Origin of the sequence: Lutimaribacter marinistellae, assembly GCF_042648365.1 — a bacterium.
Lineage (GTDB): Bacteria > Pseudomonadota > Alphaproteobacteria > Rhodobacterales > Rhodobacteraceae > Lutimaribacter_A > Lutimaribacter_A marinistellae.
In genome coordinates, this window is the sequence record NZ_JBHRXI010000011.1 from 1 (window position 1) to 1,849 (window position 1,849).

General features: G+C 67.1%; 2 protein-coding genes. Both read left to right on the forward strand.

Features of this window, described 5'->3' with window-relative positions:
* Positions 1 to 42 precede the first annotated feature (42 nt).
* Entirely contained in the window at positions 43 to 495 is a 453-nt protein-coding gene (locus ACFORG_RS12290; RefSeq protein ID WP_386735831.1) for a DUF2924 domain-containing protein, read from the forward strand.
* The gene (locus tag ACFORG_RS12295) at positions 492 to 1,799 is read left to right on the forward strand and encodes a recombinase family protein (RefSeq protein WP_386735832.1); all 1,308 of its coding nucleotides are present in this window, start codon (positions 492 to 494) and stop codon (positions 1,797 to 1,799) included. The genes ACFORG_RS12290 and ACFORG_RS12295 overlap by 4 nt, the downstream gene beginning before the upstream one ends.
* Positions 1,800 to 1,849: the final 50 nt, after the last annotated feature.

A 1,849-nucleotide genomic window follows, 5' to 3' on the forward strand; every position in this document is an offset into this window, starting at 1 on the left:
GGTCGATCGGAGCGGTACTGCGGCTTCGCAAAGGAGGCAGACATGACGACCCACGATCCGATCCCCGCGCGCCTCGCGGCGCTCAAGACCGCGACGACGCCGGAACTCAAGGCGCAATGGCGCGAGCTCTTCGACAGCGAGCCACCGCCCTTCAACCGGCGCTACCTGGAGAGCCGGCTGGCCTACCGCATCCAGGAACTGACCTATGGCGGGCTGAAGCCCGAGACGGTCCGCCGGCTGGAATGGCTGGGCGAGGACCTCGACGGCGGCGATCGCACGAAGAGCCGCATCCGCGCCGACACGATGCCCATCGCCGGCACCCGGCTGATCCGCGAGTGGCAAGGCGTCGAGCATGTCGTCACCGTCACTGCGGACGGCTTCGACTGGCAGGGTCGCCCCTACAGGTCGCTCTCGGCCATCGCGCGCGCCATCACTGGCACGCGCTGGAACGGGCTCGTCTTCTTTGGGCTCAAGCGGCAGCGAGGCCGGGGATGAGTGATGTAAAGATCAAACGGCGCTGCGCCACCTACACCCGCAAATCCACCGAGGAAGGGCTGGAACAGGAGTTCAACTCGCTCCACGCCCAACGGGAGGCCTGCGAGGCCTATATCGCCAGCCAGCGGTCCGAGGGCTGGGTGCTTGTGCGTGATCAATACGACGACGGCGGCATGTCGGGCGGCACGCTCGAACGCCCCGGTCTGCAACGGCTGCTGGAGGACATCGAGGACGGGCTGGTCGACGTGGTCGTGGTCTACAAGATCGACCGTCTCAGCCGCTCGCTGGCCGACTTCGCCAAGCTGGTCGAGGTGTTCGACCGCGACGACGTGACCTTCGTCTCGGTCACGCAGAGCTTCAACACCACCACCTCCATGGGGCGGCTGACCCTGAACATCCTGCTCTCCTTCGCCCAGTTCGAGCGCGAGGTGACGGCGGAGCGCATCCGCGACAAGGTCGCCGCCTCCCGGCGCAAGGGCATGTGGATGGGTGGCGTGCCGCCCTACGGCTACCGCGTCGAGAACCGGAAGCTGGTGGTGGATGACGAGCGTGCCGAGCATGTTCGCTGGATCTTCGCCCGCTTCCTCGAGATCGGATCGGCGACCGAGTTGGCGCGCGACGTCGCCCGACATGGCATTCGTACCCCGCGCGGCAACCGGATCGACAAGAAGTACCTCTACCGGCTGCTCAACAACCGCGCCTATATCGGCGAGGCGGTCCACAAGGGTGAAAGCTATCGCGGCGAGCATGACGCCATCATCGACTGCGAGACATGGGACCGTGTCCATGCCATTCTGCAGGAGAGCCCCCGCAAGCGCGCCGCGCGCACCCGCGCCGAGACGCCCGCGCTGCTGAAGGGGCTGCTCTACGGGCCGGACGGCGCGGCGTTCTCGCCGACACACACGCGCAAGGGCGGCAAGCTCTACCGCTACTATGTCAGCCAGACGGTTCTGAAGCATGGTGCCGGATCTTGTCCGGTCGGCCGCATGCCGGCGGGGGAGATCGAGGCGGCCGTGATCGATCAGTTGCGGGCCGTGTTCCGCCAGCCCGAGATCGTGGCGGGCACGTGGAAGGCCGCGCGTGCCCACGCTGACGACATTAGCGAGGCCGACGCCCGTGAGGCCCTGCTGCAGCTCGACCCGCTGTGGGACGAGCTGTTCCCCGCCGAACAGGCGCGCATCGTGGCGCTGCTGGTCGAGCGTATCGATATCGGCATGAATGGCCTGAACGTCCGGCTCCGCGTCGATGGCCTTGGCAGTCTTGTCCGCGAGATGCAGACCGAGCAGACGATGGCAGCCGAATGACCCGCGGCGCGCAGATCCCCGAGACGGTCACGCTCCATGTCCCTTTCCGC

Coding starts and splice junctions, on each gene's coding strand:
- ACFORG_RS12290 (WP_386735831.1), top strand. CDS start 43: ATGACGACCCACGATCCGATCCCCGCGCGCCTCGCGGCGCTCAAGACC.
- ACFORG_RS12295 (WP_386735832.1), top strand. CDS start 492: ATGAGTGATGTAAAGATCAAACGGCGCTGCGCCACCTACACCCGCAAA.